At 69.4% G+C, this 19,974-nt stretch carries 11 protein-coding genes; 2 read left to right on the top strand and 9 right to left on the bottom strand.

The window, feature by feature from the left end:
- Window positions 1–16: 16 nt before the first annotated feature.
- Window positions 17–2,917 carry a vitamin B12-dependent ribonucleotide reductase gene (locus ACFYPC_RS32690; RefSeq protein WP_391890161.1) on the bottom strand — a complete coding sequence of 967 codons (2,901 nt, stop codon included), beginning with the start codon at window positions 2,915–2,917 and terminating at the stop codon, window positions 17–19.
- Between the two features lie 150 nt (window positions 2,918–3,067).
- Window positions 3,068–3,631 (bottom strand): transcriptional regulator NrdR, encoded by a 564-nt coding sequence (gene nrdR, locus ACFYPC_RS32685; protein ID WP_391890158.1) that lies wholly within the window; start codon window positions 3,629–3,631, stop codon window positions 3,068–3,070.
- A gap of 519 nt (window positions 3,632–4,150) precedes the next feature.
- Here nrdR and lexA point away from each other — a divergent pair.
- Entirely contained in the window at window positions 4,151–4,927 is a 777-nt protein-coding gene (gene lexA / locus ACFYPC_RS32680) for a transcriptional repressor LexA (RefSeq protein WP_365426069.1), read from the top strand.
- A gap of 590 nt (window positions 4,928–5,517) precedes the next feature.
- Here lexA and ACFYPC_RS32675 read toward each other — a convergent pair.
- The 4 genes from ACFYPC_RS32675 to ACFYPC_RS32660 all read right to left on the bottom strand — a co-directional run bounded on the left by ACFYPC_RS32675 (window position 5,518) and on the right by ACFYPC_RS32660 (window position 12,416).
- Window positions 5,518–7,494 carry an ATP-dependent DNA helicase gene (locus tag ACFYPC_RS32675; protein WP_391890154.1) on the bottom strand — a complete coding sequence of 659 codons (1,977 nt, stop codon included), beginning with the start codon at window positions 7,492–7,494 and terminating at the stop codon, window positions 5,518–5,520.
- Between the two features lie 143 nt (window positions 7,495–7,637).
- Window positions 7,638–8,441: a GNAT family N-acetyltransferase gene (locus ACFYPC_RS32670; RefSeq protein WP_391890152.1), complete on the bottom strand. Its 804-nt coding sequence runs from the start codon at window positions 8,439–8,441 to the stop codon at window positions 7,638–7,640.
- Between the two features lie 199 nt (window positions 8,442–8,640).
- Window positions 8,641–10,647, bottom strand: coding sequence for an IucA/IucC family protein (locus ACFYPC_RS32665; protein ID WP_391890149.1), 2,007 nt, complete (start codon window positions 10,645–10,647; stop codon window positions 8,641–8,643).
- Window positions 10,648–10,862: 215 nt separating this feature from the next.
- Complete coding sequence (locus ACFYPC_RS32660) at window positions 10,863–12,416, bottom strand: diaminobutyrate--2-oxoglutarate transaminase family protein (protein WP_391890392.1); 1,554 nt, start codon at window positions 12,414–12,416, stop codon at window positions 10,863–10,865.
- Between the two features lie 468 nt (window positions 12,417–12,884).
- Between ACFYPC_RS32660 and ACFYPC_RS32655 the strand changes: the two genes are divergently transcribed.
- Entirely contained in the window at window positions 12,885–14,111 is a 1,227-nt protein-coding gene (locus tag ACFYPC_RS32655) for a trypsin-like serine peptidase (protein ID WP_391890146.1), read from the top strand.
- Between the two features lie 189 nt (window positions 14,112–14,300).
- Here the strand turns inward: ACFYPC_RS32655 and hflX are convergent, their stop codons facing one another.
- From hflX to ACFYPC_RS32640, 3 genes are all read right to left on the bottom strand, one after another.
- Window positions 14,301–15,797: a GTPase HflX gene (gene hflX / locus ACFYPC_RS32650; RefSeq protein ID WP_391890144.1), complete on the bottom strand. Its 1,497-nt coding sequence runs from the start codon at window positions 15,795–15,797 to the stop codon at window positions 14,301–14,303.
- 228 nt (window positions 15,798–16,025) lie between these two features.
- The gene (locus ACFYPC_RS32645) at window positions 16,026–17,525 is read right to left on the bottom strand and encodes a M1 family metallopeptidase (protein ID WP_391890141.1); all 1,500 of its coding nucleotides are present in this window, start codon (window positions 17,523–17,525) and stop codon (window positions 16,026–16,028) included.
- A 70-nt stretch (window positions 17,526–17,595) separates the two neighbouring features.
- Window positions 17,596–19,815, bottom strand: coding sequence for a RelA/SpoT family protein (locus ACFYPC_RS32640; protein ID WP_391890138.1), 2,220 nt, complete (start codon window positions 19,813–19,815; stop codon window positions 17,596–17,598).
- Window positions 19,816–19,974: the final 159 nt, after the last annotated feature.

Here is a 19,974-nt window from a genome sequence, read left to right as displayed (position 1 = left end):
CACAAGGCGCTCGGTGTCAGCTGCAACCGCTGGTCGAGCCGCAGCCCTCGCAGATGTAGCAGGAGCCGGCCCGCTGCATCTTCGTGCCGCAGGAGAAGCACAGAGGGGCGTCCGCCTGGATACCGAGCTGCATCTCCACCAGTTCGGCACTGGTGTGGACCTCTTGCGGGGCGGGCTTGACCGCCTCGGCCGCGACCTCCGCCTTGGGGGCGGCGACCGCCTTCAGTTCCTGTGCGCGGGGCGCGGACTGGGCGAGGCCCTCGACGTCCACGTCGTCGTCGGACGGCTCGTACGACCCGGTCTCCAGGTGACGCTGACGCTCGTCGATGGAGTGGATACCGAGCGCGGAGCGCGTCTCGAAGGGCAGGAAGTCCAGCGCCAGGCGGCGGAAGATGTAGTCGACGATCGACTGCGCCATCCGCACGTCCGGGTCGTCCGTCATGCCCGCCGGCTCGAAGCGCATGTTCGTGAACTTGGAGACGTACGTCTCCAGAGGCACGCCGTACTGCAGACCCACCGAGACGGCGATGGAGAAGGCGTCCATCATGCCGGCGAGGGTCGAGCCCTGCTTCGACATCTTCAGGAAGACCTCGCCGAGACCGTCGTCCGGGTAGGAGTTTGCGGTCATGTAGCCCTCGGCGCCGCCCACCGTGAAGGAGGTGGTGATGCCGGGACGGCCCTTGGGGAGACGCTTGCGGACCGGGCGGTACTCGACGACCTTCTCGACCGCGGTACGGATGGTCTCCTCGGCCTTCGCCGTGACCTCGACCTTTTCCTTCTCCTTGGTCTTGGCGGAGAGGGGCTGGCCGACCTTGCAGTTGTCGCGGTAGATCGCGAGCGCCTTGACGCCCATCTTCCAGGCCTCGAAGTAGACCTCTTCGACGTCCTCGACAGTCGCCGTCTCCGGCAGGTTGACCGTCTTGGAGAGCGCGCCGGAGATCCACGGCTGGATCGCGGCCATCATGCGGACGTGGCCCATCGCGGAGATGGAGCGCTCGCCCATGGCGCAGTCGAACACCTCGTAGTGCTCGTGCTTGAGGCTCGGCGCATCGATCACATTGCCGTGCTCGGCGATGTGGGCGACGATCGCCTCGATCTGCTCCTCCTGGTAGCCCAGGCGGCGCAGGGCCTGCGGAACGGTGCCGTTGACGATCTGCATCGACCCGCCGCCGACCAGCTTCTTGAACTTGACCAGCGCGAGGTCGGGCTCGAGACCGGTGGTGTCGCAGGACATCGCGAGACCGATGGTGCCGGTCGGGGCGATGACCGAGGCCTGGGCGTTGCGGAAGCCGTTCTTCTCACCGAGGTGCAGAACGTCCTGCCAGGCCTCCGTGGCGGCGGCCCAGATCGGGCTGTCCAGGTCGTCCACACGAGGAGCCGTTGCGTTGGCGTCGGAGTGCTGCTTCATGACGCGCTGGTGCGGCTGCGCGTTGCGGGCGTAGCCGTCGTACGGGCCGACGACCGCGGCGAGTTCGGCGGAACGCCTGTACGAGGTGCTGGTCATCAGCGAGGTGATGGCGCCGGCGAGGGAGCGGCCGCCGTCGGAGTCGTACGCGTGGCCGGTCGCCATCAGGAGGGCGCCGAGGTTGGCGTAACCGATGCCCAGCTGACGGAAGGCGCGGGTGTTCTCGCCGATCTTCTGGGTCGGGAAGTCCGCGAAGCAGATGGAGATGTCCATCGCGGTGATGACCAGCTCGACGACCTTCGAGAAGCGCTCGACGTCGAAGGACTGGTGTCCCTTGTCGTCGTCCTTCAGGAACTTCATCAGGTTCAGCGAGGCGAGGTTGCAGGACGTGTTGTCCAGGTGCATGTACTCGCTGCACGGGTTCGAGCCGTTGATCCGGCCGGACTCCGGGCAGGTGTGCCAGGCGTTGATGGTGTCGTCGTACTGGATGCCGGGGTCGGCGCAGGCCCAGGCGGCCTCGGCCATCTTGCGGAAGAGCGACTTGGCGTCGACCTCCTCGATGACCTCGCCGGTCATGCGGGAGGTCAGGCCGAACTTGCCGCCCGCCTCGACCGCCTTCATGAACGTGTCGTTCACCCGGACCGAGTTGTTGGCGTTCTGGTACTGGACGGACGTGATGTCGTCGCCGCCCAGGTCCATGTCGAAGCCCGCGTCACGCAGCGCGCGGATCTTCTCCTCTTCCTTCACCTTGGTCTCGATGAAGCCCTCGATGTCGGGGTGGTCGACGTCGAGGATGACCATCTTGGCCGCGCGGCGCGTGGCGCCACCCGACTTGATGGTTCCTGCGGAGGCGTCGGCACCGCGCATGAAGGAGACGGGACCCGAGGCGTTGCCGCCCGAGGAGAGCAGTTCCTTGGAGGAGCGGATACGGGAGAGGTTAAGGCCGGCGCCGGAGCCGCCCTTGAAGATCATGCCCTCTTCCTTGTACCAGTCGAGGATCGACTCCATGGAGTCGTCGACGGACAGGATGAAGCAGGCGGAGACCTGCTGGGGCTGCGGCGTGCCGACGTTGAACCACACCGGCGAGTTGAAGCTGAAGATCTGGTGCAGGAGGGCGTACGCCAGCTCGTGCTCGAAGATCTCGGCGTCGGCGGGCGAGGTGAAGTACTTGTAGTCCTCACCGGCCTTCCGGTACGTCTTCACGATGCGGTCGATGAGCTGCTTGAGGCTCACCTCACGCTGCGGAGTGCCGACGGCACCACGGAAGTACTTGCTGGTGACGATGTTGACCGCGTTCACCGACCACGAGTCGGGGAACTCGACGCCACGCTGCTCGAAATTGACCGAGCCGTCGCGCCAATTGGTCATGACGACGTCACGGCGCGCCCATTCCACCTCGTCGTACGGATGCACGCCGGGAGTGGTGTGGATGCGCTCGATGCGCAGCCCCTTGCTGGCCTTGGTTCCCTTGGCGCGGGAACCCCGTACCGGACCGCTCGCCGTCTCTGTCATGCCGCCTCCCTGTATCGGGCTAAAACGCCCAGAAGTGCCTGGTTCTTCCCCTGGCACGGTGTGTGTCTGATGCTGCGCGCGCCGCATACGCGGCCGCCCGCAACAGGTCTGTGGTCGCCGTCGGCGAACCGACCGGAGTCGGCCTTTCCGTCAGTCGGCGGCGCCGGCGGTCGCGGGGACCTGAACAGTCCCTCCGGACCCGCGGTCGCTTTCGGGGCGCTCCGCGGAGGCGTCTTCGTCGTCCGCCTCGTCCGCAGCGGGGCGCTGCCTCGTCTCTTCCCTGAGTTCCACGATGGCGGCCTCGAAGTCCTCGAGCGAGTCGAAAGCCCGGTAGACGGACGCGAATCGCAGATAGGCGACGAGGTCGAGTTCCTGCAGGGGGCCGAGTATGGCCAGTCCCACGTCATGGGTGGTCAGTTCGGCACTTCCGGTGGCTCGCACCGCCTCCTCGACCCGCTGGCCGAGCTGGGCGAGTGCGTCCTCGGTGACAGGCCGCCCCTGGCAAGCCTTGCGGACGCCATTGATGACCTTGGTACGACTGAAGGGTTCGGTCACGCCGGAGCGCTTGACCACCATCAGTGAGCACGTCTCCACTGTCGTGAAACGACGGGAGCAGTCGGGGCACTGACGGCGCCTGCGGATCGACGTGCCGTCATCGGTCGTACGACTGTCGACGACGCGGCTGTCAGGGTGCCTGCAGAAGGGGCAGTGCATGGCTCCAACCCTCCTTCACAGCACGACTCATACAGCTCGGGAGACCCCTTGGGTCCCTCGAAGCAGTCCCCAGCATAGGCGATGGCCGAGGAGTCGGAGACCCGGGGGACCACAACTTCTGGGCTGCTGCCGCAATCCAACCACTACATGTGGGGCTTGGCGCGTAAATTCACCGATGACGCGCGTGTCGCACACGTAATGGCATGTGCCGCACGGCCATACCGATTCCAGACACGCGGAGATAGCGTGGTCACCGCAGAAAAACGGGGGGCGGTTCCCGGTCGACGGGATACCGGGTGGCAGACTGGGCGGCGGCCCGGCCCGGCCGGCCCGACTGTCACCCCGGCGGTGGAGGGTACAGCAGCGCGCCTGCTCGTCAGCCAGACGCAGCGTTAGCCATACACCTAGACACATGATCAGGACAGGTAATCCACACTTTTTCACTCGAACGTGTGTTTGGCGCAACCTTTCGAAAGCAACTACCGTTGTCCAGCAGGGAGACCATCGAGAGGGGCCGACGTGACCACCACCGCAGACAGTGCCACCATCACTGCCCAGGACCGCTCCCAGGGCCGACTCGAGCCGGTGCAAGCGATGAACGAAGCTGCGAATCATGAGGGGCCCAAGCGTTCGCTGCCGGGCCGACCTCCAGGCATCCGGGCGGACAGCTCGGGCCTCACCGACCGGCAACGCCGGGTGATCGAGGTCATCAGGGACTCCGTGCAGCGGCGCGGTTACCCGCCGTCGATGCGCGAGATCGGACAGGCCGTCGGCCTGTCCAGCACCTCCTCGGTCGCACATCAACTGATGGCACTGGAACGCAAGGGCTTCCTGCGGCGCGACCCGCACCGGCCCCGCGCGTACGAGGTCCGGGGCTCCGACCAGTCCTCGGCGCAGCCCACGGACACGGCGGGCAAGCCGGCCGCGTCGTACGTTCCGCTCGTCGGCCGGATCGCCGCCGGTGGCCCGATCCTGGCCGAGGAGTCGGTGGAGGATGTGTTCCCCCTCCCCCGCCAGCTGGTCGGAGACGGCGAGCTGTTCGTCCTCAAGGTCGTCGGTGACTCGATGATCGAGGCCGCCATCTGCGACGGGGACTGGGTCACGGTCCGCCGCCAGCCGGTCGCGGAGAACGGCGACATCGTGGCCGCCATGCTCGAAGGCGAGGCCACGGTGAAGCGCTTCAAGCGCGAGGACGGGCATGTGTGGCTGCTGCCGCACAACTCCGCGTACCAGCCGATTCCCGGCGACGAGGCGACCATCCTCGGCAAGGTAGTGGCTGTGCTGCGGCGGATCTAGCACCCTGCGCCGGGCGGGACCTTCCCGCCCGCCCTTGACCGGGCCCCGGGACCAACTGCGCCGGTTCCGGGGCCCTGTGCGTTTTCTGGCCGGGGGCCTGGGGCGGGGGGGCCTGGCCGAGGGACTTTGAGTGTGCCTGTCCTTGTTACTGAGCGCCTCCTAGTCGGAGCCGGGGGCGCAGCCGGTGCTCAGCGGCCTCCCCAAGCGGGTGCGGTCTGGCGCGGGCGGTGCTCAGCAGCCTCCCCAAGCCGGTGCGGCTCGGCCCAGCCAGAGCTCAGCAGCCTCCCCAAGCCGGTGCAGCTCGGCGCGGGCGGTGCCCGGCAGCCTCGCCAAGCCGGTGCGGTTCGGCGTGGGTGGTGCTCAGCAGCCTCGCCAAGCCGGTGCGGCTCGGATTCCACCCTGGGAACGCCAGGGCTGGCGGTCAGCAGGGCCAGGGCTCGCGGGGGCTCGACGTGAGGCACTGCCGTATTTGCGGCGCAGGCCCGGCACGCTGCCCGAACTCAGCAGCGCGCACGGGCAAGCCCGGCTTCGGCTCAGGGCAGCAGTTTGACGCGGGCCCGCCCCGCCACGTCCCGCCCGCCGCGCAGGCGCTACGCCTCCTCCGACTTCCGCGCCGCCTCGTCGATCGCGGCCAGCGACCTCCGTACCTGATTGCGGTCCGTCGTGAACCAGAAGTCGGGCAGCGACGCCTTCAGATAGCTGCCGTAGCGCGCCGTGGCAAGGCGCTGGTCCAGCACCGCGACGACGCCGCGGTCTCCCGACGCTCGTACGAGGCGGCCGGCGCCCTGCGCCATCAGCAGGGCCGCGTGGGTGGCGGCGACGGCCATGAAGCCGTTGCCTCCCTTGTCCTCGACGGCCTTTTGGCGGGCGCTCATCAGGGGGTCGTCGGGACGCGGGAAGGGAATCTTGTCCATGACAACGAGCTGGCAGCTCGGACCGGGGACATCCACGCCCTGCCAGAGGGAGAGGGTGCCGAAGAGGCAGGTCTTCGGGTCGGCCGCGAAGTTCTTGATCAGCTCACCGAGCGTCTCCTCGCCCTGGAGCAGGATCGGGTACTCGGGGACACGCGAACGCAGTTCCTCGGCGGCGAGTTGGGCGGCCCGCATCGAGGAGAACAGGCCGAGCGTGCGACCGCCGGCGGCCTGGATCAGCTCGGTGAGCTCGTCCAGCATGTCCCCGCGATCGCCGTCACGGGCGGGGCGGGCCAGGTGCTTGGCCACGTAGAGAATGCCCTGCCTGGGGTAGTCGAAGGGCGAACCGACATCGACGCCCTTCCACTGCGGGAGATCCTCGCCCTCCGTGCCCTCCGGGGCGAGACCCAGCGAAGCTCCCACTCCGTTGAAGTCACCGCCGAGCTTCAGCGTTGCGGAGGTCAGAACAACGGAGCGGTCCGTGAAGAGCTTCTCCCTGAGGAGCCCGGAGACGTTCATAGGGGCCACCCGCAGTGACGCACCGAAGCGGTCGTGCCGCTCGTACCAGACGACGTCCCACTCCGAGCCGTTGGTGATCCGCTCCGCCACATCGTGCACGCTCTCCAGCGAGGCGAGGGCCTGCTTGCGTACCGCGTCCTCGTCCTGGACGGACTTGTCACGCGTGGAGCCGAGCGCCGAGATCACCGTACGCGCGGCATCACGCAGTGCCATCAGGGCGTAGCCGAGGTCCTCCGGGATCTCCTCCAGACGCCCGGGCAAGGCCAGCTCCATGAGCCGCTCGAAGCCCTCGGCGGCGGTCTGGAGCTGGTCTGCAGCCTTCTCGTTGACCAGCTTCGCGGCGCGGCGGACGGCACGGTTGACCTGGCCGGGCGTGAGCTCGCCGGTCGCGACGCCGGTGACCCTGGAGACCAGCTCGTGAGCCTCGTCGACGATGAGCACCTCGTGCTGCGGGAGAACCGGCGCGCCCTCGATGGCGTCGATCGCGAGCAGCGCGTGGTTGGTGACGACGACCTCGGCGAGTTTGGCGCGCTCACGGGCCATCTCGGCGAAGCACTCCGCTCCGTAAGCGCATTTGCTTGCGCCCAGGCACTCCCGGGATGACACGGACACCTGGGCCCAGGCACGGTCGGAGACGCCGGGCGTGAGGTCGTCACGGTCCCCGGTCTCGGTCTCACCCGACCAGTCCCGCAGCCGCACCAGGTCCTGGCCGAGCTTGCTGGTGGGAGCGGCCGCCTCGAACTGATCGAAGAGGCCCCCCTCCTCTTCCTGCGGAACACCCTCGTGCAGGCGGTGCAGACACAGATAGTTCGACCGGCCCTTGAGCATCGCGAACTCGGGTCGGCGGCGCAGCAGCGGATGCAGCGCGTCCACGGTCCGCGGAAGGTCCCGCTCCACGAGCTGCCGCTGGAGCGCCAGGGTGGCCGTCGCCACGACCACCCGCTCCCCGTGAGCGAGCGCGGGCACCAGATAGCCGAGCGACTTTCCGGTGCCGGTGCCTGCCTGGACCAGCAGGTGGGAGCTGTCGTCGATGGCATTCGCGACTGCTTCGGCCATGGTCACCTGGCCAGGGCGCTCCGCACCGCCGACAGCGGTGACGGCGGCATGCAGAAGTTCGGGAAGTGAGGGCTGTGTCATAGCTCTGCCACCCTAAGGGTCGGCACTGACAACCGGGCGATCAAGGGGCGAATGACGGTCGCGATCAAGACGGGCATCCCAAGCATGATCAAGGCTGTCCTGCGGCGGACGGTCTCCGCTCGAACGAGGGACATGCGACGGCGCTACAACAGATCGCGCAGGGCCCGGTCTCGGACCATGAGGGCTGCCCGCTTGTCGGGCAGGTCGACCTCGGCGGAGAACCGGAAGCCGGCGCTCAGGAAAGCGGCGACGGAGGGGGTGTTGCGAAGGGCGGGTTCCGCGACCACGCGAGCACACAAGGGGCGCCTGTCCAGCACGAGGTCGGCGACAGCTCTGAGCAGGGTCGAGCCGAGACCTCGCCCACGGTTGGCGACACCACCGATGAGGAGGTGGATTCCGGTGTCGTGCGGACGGGCGGGGTAGTGGCGCGCCAGGAGATCCAGGTCCGCGCGGTAGATCTCCCAGTAGCTCATGGGCATGCCGTCCAGCACGCCGAGGCAGGGAACACTTCGTCCGTCTCCTTCGACCTGACGGCGTAGGTGCTCCTCGGCCACGGACTGGGCACCCGCCAGTTCCCAGAACACGGCGACGGCAGGGTCGTTCATCCAACGAGTGACGAGCGGGAGATCGCGCTCGACGTGTACGGGGACGAGGTGGAAGGCACCCAAGGGAGTATCGGTCGGCCCCCAGCCGCCGACGCGGTCGAGCAGGTCGTCACCGGCCGGGGCGGCGTCGGCTTCCGCCGCCGTGCTCTTCCGCTCCTCCCTGGCGTCGCCGCGCGCCCTGCCTTCCTCGGCGAAGAGCGCGATGAAGTCGTCGGGCAGACGCAGGTCCATGGTGTCCTCGCAGTCCGCACCGGCCCCGGGGGTCGGACCGGGCCGTGTGCGGGTGGCGAGCTCTGTGACGGGTGCGGTACCGGTGTCGGCGCTCGCATCGGCAGAAGGCACGGCGACGCTCCTCATTCTTCTCGTGCGGCTCCGTCAGACGGCTCGCCGCGGCTGGACTGTCCGATTGGTGGAAACCGATTGGTGGAAACGTGCTGCGCTGACCGCTTCAGCGAGGCAAGGACCTTTCCCCGAGCGCAGGGCACGCTCACGTGTGGTGGTGGCTGCGTGGGGGCCGAGGGGACGAGGTGGGTCATGTTCCTCAGGAATGAAGGGGGTTGGTGATGGTGACGTAGACGGACTGGGTGTCGACGGGACCGACGAGTTCGTCGAGGCCGTACAGCCGGGTGAGCAGGTTGGCCTTGCAGCGCAGGACTCGGGAGTCGAGGATGCGGGCGGGTAGGGATGTACGCAGCCGAGCCGGTCCGGTGGCCACGTCGGCGAGGAAGCGGCGGAAGGCTGCGAGCAACAACCCCTCGTCCGCGAGATGCTGGGAGCCGAACGCGCCGACGAGGCCCATCACGTTGTTGATCGCGAGGTAGTAGGCGAAGCGTTCGTCTGTGACCTCGTCGGAGACGAACGTGTCGCTGCGATCGCCGATGCCGGGCAGCCGGGCGTCGAGTTCCGCGCGTCGCGACTCGCGGAAGTAGTAGCCCTGGTTGTCGCGGTAGCGGCCGCCCGTGGGCCATCCCTCGGGGTCCAGCAGGAGCAGTGTGTTCTGCTGGTGCGCTTCCAGAGCGATCCCCGCCTCGCCGTCCAGCCAGAGCACGGGGCGTACGACCTGCTCCAGATAGCGCAGGAACCACTCGGTGGCAACGGCGCCGCGGGAGCGACCGGTGCGGCCGGCGAGACGGGTGACGATCTCGGCGAGCCGGGACCGCGACGCGGGTCTCCCCGCTGCCTGGTCCGGTGCGCCGGGTTGGGCGTGGGGCCGGGGCGCGACCAGGCCCGCGAGGCATCCGGCGTCGTCCGTCGGGCTGAACGGGTTGTGGCGGATCATCACGTCGAGTCCGGGCACGGGGGTGCCGTCCGGATCGTCGACGGCCAGCCAGGCGGGGTCACGCACGATGTCGAAGCTTGGGTGGACGGCCTGCCATTGCCTGAACAGGCCGCTGCGCAACAGACGGTGGACCTCCACGCCACGGTGGAGTTCCTTGCGGAGGTTCTCACGACGGGAGTTGGTGATGCGCAGGCCCAGCGACAGCTTCAGCATCGCGGGGGCACCGGAGCGGTAGACGGTTCGGAGCGAGGAGGTGGGGTGCCACGCGGAGCCATGCGGACCCAGGTCCCGGAGCAGTCCGGCATCCAGCAGGGCCGCGGTCTCGGGCCGGTGCCGGACCTCGCCCAACTGCCAGGGATGCATGGGCAGGGCGGCGTACCCGTCGGGCAGGGACAGCCCGGCGCCGGCCAGCCGTGCCGTGAGCTGCGCCGAGGGGACAGGGCGGCCGCGTTCCGTCCACGCCGAGTCGGCCGCCAGCACCGCGGGGGCCACAGCCAGCCAGTGCAGCGGGAAGGAGCCGCGCAACTCCGGTGAGTAGAGACGGGCTTCCGCTTCGGAGAGTCCCTCGCGGCTCTTCGGTGTGGGGTGCAGCGGGTGGCCGAGCAGGAGCGCCTGCTCGGCGGTCAGGAAGAGGTCGGACTCGTCGGCGGGGTGTTCCCTGCGGTCACTGATGAACACGGCGGTACGTCGAACCGAGTCGGCGACGCGGCCGACAAGGTCGGCTCCCTCGCCGGCGGGACTGTGCGAACCCGGTGGTTCCCGGCGGCGCGTGCTGGCTCCCGGGGGTGTTTCGCCGGGCACGGCCGGCCCGGGATCGGTGCGGGGTGTAGTGGCACCGCTGACCGTCTGCCGCGCGAGCAGCGCCGCAACCGTGACCGCGTCGGCGGGCGGTGCCGCGGCGGGGGCGTCGGCGAGGTAGGGGAGGCCGAGACGGTGCCAACCGGTGGGAGACCAGTAGTGGACGGGGACGAGCAGGGTCGCGGCGCTGGCGGGCAGCGGGATGCGGAGGGTGCCGTCGTCGGGGGCGGGCAGGTTGTTCTCCCGTACCCAGCAGCGCAGCAGGTTCTCTACGGCGGCTGCCTGGGCTGCGGTGTACGCGTCGGAGTGCTCCAACAGATCGGCGGTGACGCCGCGCAGCCGCTCGGACGTCCTGGCCCCGTCCTTCTGGCGGGGGACCGATTCGGCAGCGGGCACGAGTCGGCTCTGCGCGGCGGGTGCCGCTCGCTCCTGGATGTGGGGACGATCGCCGGGTGCGGGCGTGGCGTTCAAGGGAGTTCCTTGTGGGATCGGCCGGGCTCGCGCAGCGACGAACCGTGGCGGGACGGGCGGAGGTTGGGCCTGTGACGTTCCTGGTCGATACGGGTGGGGCGGACCGGTGGGAGTGGATTGGAGGTCCGGTCCGGCGGGTGTGGGGTGGGTGCCCCTACGACCCGCGACCGAGCGGCGCAACGGCCGAGCGGCCCGGGAGCCCGGCCACTGTGGCCCTATCCGCTGTGTTCGGCACACTCGGAACGCCGGCCTGGGTCAGCGGGCTCCGGTGGCTCGCCACGGTCACGAAACCGGCCCCCGGCAGAGCATCCACCCAGGCTCCCGCCCTCGTCCGGATCCGTGTGCGCCCTGCCCCCGCCACGCCCCAGGTGCTTCCGCGCCACCGCCCTCACCGCGTCCGCGAGGCGGTCGAGTACGGCATTCGCCTGTTCGTCGCTGATGGTCAGCGGAGGGAGGAGCCGCACCACGCCGGCGTGGCAACCGCCCAGTTCCACGATCAAGCCTCGGCGAAGGCACTCCCGTTGGACGGCGGCGGCGAGTTCAGGGGCGGCAGGGCGGGAGTCGCCGACAGCGGGGTCCGGCGCCGCTTCAGGGTCCACCAGCTCGACGCCGATCATCAGTCCCCGGCCGCGTACGTCTCCGATGCAGGAGAACTCGTCGGCCAGCACGCGGAGTTGGGCGAGCATGCGGGCGCCCAGGGCCCCGGCACGTTCGGCGAGGCGGTTCTCGCGGACGTACGCGAGGGTGGCCGTGCCCGCGGCCATGGCGAGCTGATTGCTTCGGAACGCGCCGGTGTGGGCGCCGGGTTGCCAGACGTCGAGGTCGTCGCGGTAGACGACGACGGCCAGCGGCAGACTTCCGCCGATGGCCTTGGACAGAACCATGACGTCCGGCGTGATCCCGCTGTGTTCCACCGCCCAGAAGGCCCCGGTCCTGCCGACGCCGGTCTGGACCTCGTCCACGATCAGCGGGATGGACCGCGCCGCCGTGATCTCACGCATCCGGCGCATCCACGCATCGGGCGCCGGAATCACCCCGCCCTCGCCCTGGACGGGTTCGACGATCATCCCGGCAGGCTGCGGCACGCCCGACTTGGGGTCGTCGAGCACGGACTCCGTCCAGCGCGCGGCCAGTTCGGCCCCACGGTCACCACGGTCACCACGGTCACCACGGTCACCGCCGACATCGAACGGACGGCAATAGTCCTGGGGAGAGGGCAGGCGCGCGGCCGGTACGTCGGTCGCGCCCGCGGATGCTTCGAGCGCCCCCGCGGTCATCCCGTGGTGGGCGCCGCTGAACGCGAGCATCCCGGTCCGCCCGGTCGCCGCGCGCACCAGTTTGACCGCGGCCTCGATGGCGTCCGTCCCGGCGGGTCCGCAGAACCGCACCCGAGCGCGGGCGGCGAACTTGGGCGGCAGTGTGCGGAACAGCTCGGTGGTGAAGGCGTCCTTGACGGGCGTTGCGAGGTCGAGGACCTGCAGCGGGGCTCCGGAGTCGAGGACCTTTCTGATCGCCTCCAGGACCACCGGATGGTTGTGTCCGAGGGCCAAGGTCCCGGCGCCGGACAGGCAGTCGAGGTAGCGGCGCCCGTCCGCACCCTCGATCGTCAGACCGCGCGCCCGCACGGGGACGATCGGCAGGGCACGTGCGTAGGTCCGCGCCGCCGGCTCGCGCGCCGACTGACGCCGCAGAATCCCCTCGTGCACCGCGCGCGCCTCCTCGGAAACCCGGGACGCCTCTCCTCGCGCCCCCTCGGAAGCCCGGAACACACCTTCTCGCGCCCCCTCCAGGGCGCGGGACGCGCCCTCCCGCAGCTCCTCGGGCTCACGCCCCACCTCACGCCCCACCGGCACCACCGCAGACTCGGTCACGGCCACGACTTCAGGTCCTCCCGCTGTCCAGAGGCGAGTTGACAGGGGGTTCTGAACGCATGCGTCAGGTCCCCCGTACGTACCAACGACGCTGCCCGCACGGGGGAAGCGGGCGAGGCGAAGATCCTTGCCGTGACGGAACCGTTGCCGTTCCGTCGGATGTCCCCCACAGCAACCGCATAGTCTGTGATGCCGTCCGGTGACGCCGAACGGCCAAGGCCGGAGGCCGTACAGGCCACCGCCACGCATCCGCACCAGCACAGCACCAGCCCCGTACGCGCACACCGCACAACGCGCGCACCCGCAGCCGCACCCGCACCCGCACCCGCAGCACGCAGTTCTCATATCTCCAGGGGGAGTTACACCATGCGATCGATACGCCCGCCCTTCGCCGGTCGTCGAGGGAGGGGCGCGCGCCGCAGAACCTCCCCCGTGCTGGCCGCCGTCTGTCTCACCGCGACACTCGCGCTGACCGCGACCGCCTGCGGCTCGGGCGACGACACAGCCGGCGGCGAGGCCACGTCCGCGGCCCAGAGCGGCGACGACAAGATCACGATTCCGGACGACATCAAGGACCGGCTCAAAGAGCACGGAATCGATGTCGACAAGTGGAAGAACGGCGCCTGGAAGAACTGGGACAGGGACGACTGGCTGCGCGAGGCCGAGGACTACATCAACCCGATCATCGAGGGCCTGTGGGACCCGGACCGGATGCGCGAGGCGGATGATCCGGACAAGGACAAGGGCGTTGACGAGAGCGACCTCTCCGGTGACCAGGGTGTCACCGACCCGACCCCGGCTCCCGTGACGGCGCAGGCAGTGCCGGCGCCGTACCACGACAACGCCGCCGAGGCGGGTAAGGTGTTCTTCGACTCTCCCGAGGGCACGATGGTCTGCTCGGCGACGGTGGTCGAGGACCCGGCCAACCCGGGCAGGTCAAACATGGTGTGGACCGCGGGGCACTGCGTGCACTCGGGCAAGACGGGTGGCTGGTACCGCAACATCGCCTTCGTCCCCTCGTACAACGACGACGCTGCCACAGCCGCCGAGTTGGCGTCCGCGACGAAGGAGGAGCTCGCACCGTACGGCGTCTGGTGGAGCGACTGGGCGCAGACCTCGGACCAGTGGATCGAGCAGGGCGGTGCCACGGGCGGCGACGGTGCTCCGTACGACTTCGCCGTGCTGCATGTGACACCGGAAGAGGGCGGCAACGGCAAGTCCCTTGAGGAGACGATCGGTTCGGCGCTTCCGGTGAACTTCAGCGCTCCGGCCGTGTCGCAGGTGGCGAGTATCACGGCGACCGGCTATCCGGCGGCGGCGCCGTTCGACGGCGAGACGATGCTCCAGTGCACGGACGAGCCGGGGCGGTTGTCGATCGTGGAGGCCGATCCGACGATGTACCGCATCGGGTGCACCATGACGGGCGGTTCGTCCGGCGGCGGCTGGGTGGCCGCGGGAACCGACGGCAGGCCCGCGCTGGTGTCCAACACGTCGATCGGTCCGGTCAGTTCGGGCTGGCTGGCGGGTCCGCACCTCGGCACGGTCGCCAAGGGTGTGTACGACCAGGTGAGCGAGAAGTTCGCCGGGCAGTGACACGACGGCCGTAGCAGCGATAGGCCACACGACGAAGGCCCGCCCCTCCGAGACAGGAGGGGCGGGCCTTCGTGCGCCCGGACCAGCGTCCCGGCCGAAGCCCGAACCCAACCCGTCCGCACTGGCGTACCTACAGCACCCGGAACACCGAATCATTCCGAACCGGAGCAAGCAGCACCTGATACGTCCCTACGAGAGCGCCGGCGCCGGAACATACGGCGACAGCTCCGCCGCCAGTTCCTCATGGACCCGCACCTTGAGCAACGTGCCCTCCGGGGTGTGCTCCTCGGAGATCACCTCGCCCTCGTCGTGCGCACGCGCGACCAGCTTGCCGTGCGTGTACGGCACCAGGACCTCGATCTCGACCGAGGGCCGCGGCAGCTCGTTGTCGATGAGGGCGAGCAGCTCGTCGATGCCCAGCCCCGTACGGGCCGAGACCGCGAGGGAGCGCTTCTCGTTCCGCATCAGACGCTGGAGTACGAGCGGATCCGCAGCGTCCGCCTTGTTGATCACCACGATCTCGGGCACCTTGATGGCGCCCACGTCTCGGATGACCTCGCGCACGGCGGCCAGCTGCTCCTCCGGAGCCGGGTGCGAACCGTCGACCACGTGCAGGATCAGGTCGGCGTCGCCGACCTCCTCCATGGTGGAGCGGAACGCCTCGACCAGGTGGTGCGGCAGGTGCCGGACAAAACCGACCGTGTCGACCAGCGTGTACAACCGCCCGCCCGGGGTTTCGGCCCGGCGCACGGTCGGGTCGAGGGTCGCGAACAGCGCGTTCTCGACGAGCACTCCCGCGCCCGTGAGGCGGTTGAGCAGCGAGGACTTGCCGGCGTTGGTGTAACCGGCGATGGCGACCGAGGGCACCTTGTTGCGACGGCGCTCCTGGCGCTTGATGTCGCGGCCCGTCTTCATGTCCGCGATCTCCCGGCGCATCTTCGCCATCTTCTCGCGGATACGGCGCCGGTCGGTCTCGATCTTGGTCTCACCGGGACCACGGGTGGCGAGGCCGCCGCCCGAGCCGCCGCCCATCTGACGGGACAGCGACTGACCCCAGCCTCGGAGCCTCGGCAGCATGTACTGCATCTGCGCGAGCGCGACCTGTGCCTTGCCCTCTCGGGACTTGGCGTGCTGGGCGAAGATGTCGAGGATCAGGGCCGTACGGTCGATGACCTTGACCTTGACGACGTCTTCGAGGTGGATCAGCTGGCCGGGGCTCAGCTCACCGTCACAGATGACGGTGTCCGCGCCGGTCTCCAGGACGATGTCCCGCAGCTCGTTGGCCTTGCCGGAACCGATGTACGTGGCCGCGTCCGGCTTGTCGCGGCGCTGGACCACGCCGTCGAGCACGAGGGCACCCGCAGTCTCCGCGAGGGCCGCCAGCTCGGCGAGCGAGTTCTCCGCGTCGGTCGCGGTCCCCGAGGTCCACACACCGACGAGCACGACGCGCTCCAGGCGGAGCTGCCGGTACTCGACCTCGGTGACATCCTCGAGCTCGGTGGAGAGGCCCGCCACGCGGCGCAGCGCCGCGCGCTCGGAACGTTCGAACTGCTCGCCGTCCCGCTCTTCGTCGATCTCGTGGCTCCAGGCGACGTCCTCTTCCATCAGGGCATCGGCCCGAAGACCTTCGGGGTGGTTCTGCGCGAGGCTCTGCGCGTCCTGGGAAGGGGAAGAAGAGGAGGTCATTGGATCCTTACGTCTGGGGTGACATCGTCTTGGTGACATCGACTGGGCGGCGGACACCGTCCGTCATCTTGAAGAACGTCCCGGGCCACCATGAGATTCCCGGATTCCGCCAGGTCAACCTCAAGGGTCCGGGTCGCCGGCCCCCGAGGGACCGTTTCACCGTCCCGGAGGGGCCGTGCCGCCGACCTGAACGATGGTCGCACGGCACGCCCCGTCTCGTCACGTGAGTTATCCGGCGCTCCGCGCCGCCTGCGGGGCGTCGCTCTTCCAGTCCGGGTGGCCGGGCATCGGCGGAGTCTTCTCGCCGTACAGCCACGCCTTGAAGAACCCGCTCAGATCACGGCCCGCGATGGCCGACGCCAGGTCCTCGAAGTCCGCCGTCGACGCGACCCCGTCGTAGTGGACGCTCACCCAGGTCCGCTCCAGCCGCTCGAAGGCCGCACGCCCGATCTCCTCACGCAGCGCGTACAGCACCAGAGCGGCTCCGTCGTAGACGTTCGGCCGGAAGATGCTGATCTTCTGACCGGGCTTGGGGCCCTTGGGCGCCGCCGGCGGCCCTCCTGCGGCCCGCCAGCCGTCGGACGCCCGGTAGGCGGCCTTCATGCGCGTCGCCATGGGCCTGTCGGCCTTCTCCTCGGCGTACAGGGCCTCGTACCAGGTGGCGTGCCCCTCGTTGAGCCACAGATCGGACCAGGTGCGCGGGCTGACACTGTCGCCGAACCACTGGTGCGACAGCTCATGCACCATGATCGACTCGACGTACCACTTCGGGTACGCGGGCTCGGTGAAGAGCTCTTTCTCGAAGAGAGAGAGCGTTTGTGTCTCCAGTTCGAAGCCCGTCCGTGCGTCGGCCATCAGCAGCCCGTACGTCTCGAAGGGGTACAGGCCGACCTTCCCCTCCATCCAGGCGATCTGCTCGGGGGTCTTCTTGAGCCACGGTTCCAGCAGCTCGCGGTCCTTGGTGGGCACGACATCGCGTACGGGCAGGCCGTGCGGCCCGGTCCGGTGCAGCACCGTGGAACGGCCGATGGACACCTGTGCCAGCTCGGTCGCCATGGGGTGCTGGGTGCGGTACGTCCAGGTGGTGGATTTGCCGGCACGGTTCGTTCCGGCCGGCAGACCGTTCGCCACAGCTGTGTACCCGTCGGGCGCGGTGACGTGGATGGTGAACATCGCTTTGTCGGAGGGGTGGTCGTTGCACGGGAAGACCAGGTGCGCGGCGTCGGCCTGGTTGGCCATCGCCAGCCCGTCCTTGGTCTGCACCCAGCCACCGTCCTGGTTCGCGGTGGGAACCGGATCGCTGGTGTGGTGCACCGTGATCCGCATCCAGCCTCCTGCGGGCACCGGCTCCGCGGGAGTCACCACCAGGTCGTCCCCGGCGCTCTTGAAGGACGCGGGCACCCCGTTGACGTCGACCGACCCCGCTGTTCCGTGTGCGAAGTCGAGATTGACCTGATCCAGCGGGGCGGACGCCACGGCGTCGATCGTGGTGACGGCCGCGAGCGGCTGACTGTTGCTGCCGGGATAGGTGAAGGCGAGGTCGTACGACTCGACGTCGTACCCGGGATTGCCCAGGTACGGGAAGAGCCGGTCGCCGACGCCGAGCGGTGCGGCCGGGGAGGGCGCACTCGCGGCGATGAGGCAGACGGAGACGGCCGAGGCGAGCAGGGCCGCCTTGATCCGACGGGTCCTGGGGAGGGGAGTCCTTGGGCGGGGGGTGAGCGGCATGGACCACGGCTACCAGCGCGCACCCGCCGTACGGTGACGACGCGCGCCGGGTCCACCCGAAAGGGTCCTCCTACTGCGCGGCCGCCGCCTGGTGCTGCGCCCGGCTCACGTCGTACACGCCCGGCACGTTCCGCATGGCCCGCATCAGCCCGGGAAGATGCGCCGCGTCCGGGAGTTGGAGCGTGTACGTGTGCCGTACGCGCTGCTGGCTGGGCGGTTCGACGGTCGCCGACACGATGGCGACGTCCTCCATGGCGATGGCTTCGGTGAGATCGGCGAGCAGATGCGGGCGCCCGAAGGACTCGGCCACCAGCGTGACGCGGCACTCGGTGGTGTCGCCCCAGCTCACTCCGACCTCGGCGCGCCCGACGCCTTTCATACTCTCCACGGCGGCGCATTCGACCCGGTGGACGGTGACCACTCCCCCGCGTACGGCGAAGCCGGTCACCGCGTCGGGCGGTACGGGCGTACAGCAGCCCGCGAGCCGTACGGACGCACCGGACTGCTCGACGACGGCGTTCGCGGCGCCGGGGCGGACGGTGGGCCCGTCGGAGGCCGGGCGAGGAGCCGCGGCCGGAGCCTCGGGGGCCTCGGCGTCGCTGGGGGCGGGGTGCGCGGCGAGCCAGCGCTGGATGGCGATCCGCGCGGAGGGCGTGTGTGCGTGCTCCAGCCACTCCCTGGAGGGCTCGGAGGCCGGGTCCTGCCCCATGAGGAGCTGCACGGTGTCGCCATCGCGCAGAACCGTACTCAGCGTCGCCAGACGGCCGTTGACACGGGCGCCCATGCAGGCGTGCGCGTCGTCGCCGTACTGCGCGTACGCGGCGTCCACGCAACTGGCGCCCTCGGGAAGGCCCAACGAGCCGCCGTCGGCCCGGAAGACGGTGATCTCGCGGTCCTGGGCGAGGTCCTCGCGCAGCGTGGACCAGAACGTGTCGGGGTCCGCGGCACCCGCCTGCCAGTCGAGGAGCCGGGAGAGCCAGCCGGGGCGGGTGGGGTCGGCACGCTCGCCGTCGACGGAACGCTCCGCCTGCTCCTGCGACGACTGCTCCTCCGAAGGAGAAGCGTACGGATTGCCGAGCGCGATGACCCCGGCCTCGGCGACCTTGTGCATCTGGTGGGTGCGGATGAGGACTTCGGCGATCTCGCCGTCGCCGCGCGCGACGGCCGTGTGCAGCGACTGGTAGAGGTTGAACTTGGGTACGGCGATGAAGTCCTTGAACTCCGAGACCACCGGTGTGAGACAGGTGTGCAGTTCGCCGAGCACCCCGTAGCAGTCGGCGTCCTCGTTCACGAGGACCAGGAGCCGTCCGAAGTCGGCGCCGCGCATGGGGCCGCGTTTGCGTGACACCCGGTGCACGGAGACGAAGTGCCGTGGCCGGATGACGACTTCGGCCTGCAGACCGGCCTCTCGCAGGACCCCGCGCACCTCTTCGGCGATCTCCGCCAGCGGGTCGCCTGCGCGCGCCGCGTTCTCGACGATCAGACCCCTGGTGTGCTGGTACTCCTCGGGGTGCAGGATCGCGAAGACGAGGTCTTCCAGCTCGGTCTTGAGCGCCTGGACGCCGAGCCGTTCGGCCAGCGGGATCAGAACGTCCCTGGTGACCTTGGCGATTCGCTCCTGCTTCTCGGGGCGCATGACACCGAGGGTGCGCATGTTGTGCAGGCGGTCGGCGAGTTTGATCGACATCACGCGGACGTCGTTGCCGGTGGCGACAAGCATCTTGCGGAACGTCTCGGGCTCCGCGGCAGCTCCGTAGTCGACCTTTTCCAGCTTGGTGACGCCGTCGACCAGGTAGCAGACCTCCTCGCCGAACTCCTCCCGCACCTGATCGAGAGTCACTTCCGTGTCCTCGACGGTGTCGTGCAGCAGGGAGGCGGTCAACGTCGTGGTTTCCGCGCCGAGTTCGGCCAGGATCAGGGTCACGGCGAGCGGGTGTGTGATGTACGGCTCACCGCTCTTGCGCATCTGACCGCGGTGCGAGGACTCGGCGAGCACATACGCCCGGCGCAGCGGCTCCAGGTCGGCGCTGGGGTGGTGGGCGCGGTGGGCCTCGGCCACATGACCGATCGCGTCCGGCAGCCGGTCACGGGCCGCGGGGCCGAGAAACGCGGCCCGGCCCAGGCGGCGCAGGTCGAGCCGGGGAAGGCCCTTCCGGCGGTGCGCCGGAGGTGTCCCCTGCTCAGAGGAGTCTCCCCGCTCGATCGAGGTCGCGAGCGGCGGTGAGGCCGAGAGCTTGGGGGACGGCATTACAGAACCTGGCGTCGCGGGATTCGTCGCCTCCGCACTCATGGGCACCTCCGGCTGCGTAGACCGGCGGACGGGTGCCCCATGGCGAACTCGGCTCAGGGGATGGTGTCGATCCCCCGTCCGGGCCGGTGCTTGATGCTACCGAGCCCACCACGTGCGGCTGACCGCCTCTCGCCGAGCGTGAAACGGATCACCCATTCG

Source organism: Streptomyces sp. NPDC005808, assembly GCF_042871385.1.
GTDB lineage: Bacteria > Actinomycetota > Actinomycetes > Streptomycetales > Streptomycetaceae > Streptomyces.
Note: the sequence above shows the minus strand (reverse complement) of the source record. Positions and strands in the feature narration are given on the sequence as shown.